Raw genomic sequence first — 2,114 nt, 5'->3', positions numbered from 1 at the left:
GAACACCACCGCGGCGCCATCGCCATGGCCAAGACCGAGATTCAAGACGGCCAATCGCCCGAGGCGATCGCGCTGGCACGCCAGATCGTCACTGACCAGGAAAGTGAAATCGCCAGGATGCAGCAGCTTCTCAACAACCCCTAGCGGCCCGACCCGCCCGGGTTTGCCTCGGCTACACACACATCGCGATCACCATCGCCGCGACGACACCGGATGCCGCCAGCGTGGTCGGTACCGCCACCACACCAGCCACCGCCGCGGCGGCACCCACATGATGACGCCGCGACCGGCACCGGTGACCGGAGTCCAAGCGGCTCAACCGAGGCCCCACGGACGACGAATCGCTGATCGACAACACACCCACCGGGCCCGCCACGGGCCCCGAACGGGCCAACGTTCCCAACGCCGAGCAGACCGCCCGCGCACCCACCAGCTGGGCGGCGCGGGCATCGGCGGCTTGCTCGACCAAGCCGGCGACCTCACGGCCCGCGCGGCTGAACAACGGAATCAGCGGAAACGCACGCCCGAGAGCGCGGGCCGCCAACACCACGGTGTGATGACGTTGCCGCCGGTGCGCGCGCTCATGGGCAACGACGGCATCGAGTTCCTCACCGGACAACGCCGCCTGTAACCCAGTCGTGGCGGCGATCCCGGCATCCTTACCCGGCAGACAAAACGCCATCGGCCGCCCGTCGGCGAGCCACCACACGTCGGGATAGCGCTCACTGCGGGCGCCCACCAACCGCAACGACTGCAGATACTCCTCACGAGCACCACGCATCCGCACCGCCGATCGCACCGCGATCGTCACCGCTCGGACAATCGCTGCCCCGGTCACCACCGCCAGCACGCCACCGGAGATCGCCTCCACCCGCGGGGATGCGCCGTGTGACAACACCCGCAGACACGACACCACCTCGGACAACGAATGGATGCCGAAATGGCCGGGAACCGCCAGCGTCACAACAGCTCCCACCCACAACATCGCAAACACGACCTGCGCGGCCGGCCAGGCCACCAACACCCAACGAGCATCGATACGGCCCTGCACCCGAACCATCCATCGAGGCCACAACCAGCCCAGCACACCCGCGGCAACAACTAACACCACCGCTGCACTCATGGATGCTCACCCATCGTTCGCCTCGATCCTCGACGCCCCGCCGTCAGCTCGCTGAGACCCACACTCAACACACCTTCCCGGCGACCCACCACCTGCACCACCAGCCAGTATGCCCCAGAAGTTCGTCGGTGACGCCGCAACTCAGGCACCGACCGCGCCGCCAATTACTAGGTTTTATAGTAGTTAGTTGACGCGGGTTGACCCGGCCTGCGCGTACCAGTCCGAGGAATGCGCCGTGACCGAGAACCCGAAGGAGACGCACTCGCCCCCCGACGACCACCGTCGTCAGTATCTGCATGCCATGCGAGACGTCTACCGAGCACCCACGCCATACTCGACCCACCAGTTTTTCCACCGCGCCCACCACCTCAGCGTCACCTCGAACCGACGCCGCCACCTCGCCGCACACATCGGTCTCGTCCGCCACCTCGCTGCGATCGGCGACCTCTCCGGGGCACGTCACCACCTCGGCAACGTCCTCATCTCCCTCGTCCTCCAAAAGCATTGCGGCCAAAAGCCTTCACAGCCTTCCACCCCCATCCAGAAGTCGTGACCACGACACCCCCAGAGGGTTAGGGCGGCTCCTACCCGGTCTCGCCACCACCCCGATCACCACACCACCCACGCCCGAACTCAGTCTGGGGTTCCCCCGAAAAAGTGGACACGGTTAGCTTGATTGCTGACTGGTCAGTGACTTGATCTCGAAATCAATAGGCGAGATCATTCCCAGCGAACTGTGCCTCCTGTCATGATTGTAGAAACGGATGTAATTATCAAGTCCTGCAGTAAGATTCGTGTACGTGGTGAACGCGTGCCGCTTGTAGTATTCGTGCTTGACAGTTGACCACAGCGATTCGGCGCCGGCGTTGTCCCAGCAGATCCCTGTCGCGCCCATTGAGCGCAGCAAGCGGTGCGTGCTACATGCTGCGGCCATGTCGTGGCTGGTGTACTGGCTGCCCCTGTCGCTGTGCAGGATGGTGCCGGCCACCGA

General features: G+C 64.8%; 4 protein-coding genes. 2 read left to right on the top strand and 2 right to left on the bottom strand.

The window, feature by feature from the left end:
* Positions 1 to 144, top strand: a 144-nt coding sequence (locus tag ACZ4TW_RS23940) for a DUF305 domain-containing protein (RefSeq protein ID WP_465546917.1), incomplete at its 5' end; no start/stop codon positions are given.
* A gap of 28 nt (positions 145 to 172) precedes the next feature.
* Here ACZ4TW_RS23940 and ACZ4TW_RS23935 read toward each other — a convergent pair.
* Positions 173 to 1,123, bottom strand: coding sequence for a M56 family metallopeptidase (locus tag ACZ4TW_RS23935; protein WP_006357618.1), 951 nt, complete (start codon positions 1,121 to 1,123; stop codon positions 173 to 175).
* A 235-nt stretch (positions 1,124 to 1,358) separates the two neighbouring features.
* Here ACZ4TW_RS23935 and ACZ4TW_RS23930 point away from each other — a divergent pair, with 235 nt between their 5' ends.
* Positions 1,359 to 1,676 carry a hypothetical protein gene (locus tag ACZ4TW_RS23930; RefSeq protein ID WP_010844644.1) on the top strand — a complete coding sequence of 106 codons (318 nt, stop codon included), beginning with the start codon at positions 1,359 to 1,361 and terminating at the stop codon, positions 1,674 to 1,676.
* Positions 1,677 to 1,790: 114 nt separating this feature from the next.
* On the opposite strand, the gene ACZ4TW_RS23925 is transcribed toward ACZ4TW_RS23930, so the two are convergent.
* Positions 1,791 to 2,114: integrase core domain-containing protein (locus ACZ4TW_RS23925; protein ID WP_465547006.1), on the bottom strand; the 324-nt coding region annotated here is incomplete at its 5' end.

The organism is Agromyces sp. NPDC029043 (assembly GCF_055564615.1).
Note: the sequence above shows the minus strand (reverse complement) of the source record. Positions and strands in the feature narration are given on the sequence as shown.

What these genes read in the sequence shown, in the direction of transcription:
- ACZ4TW_RS23935 (WP_006357618.1), bottom strand. Translation starts at nt 1,123, where the DNA reads ATGAGTGCAGCGGTGGTGTTAGTTGTTGCCGCGGGTGTGCTGGGCTGG.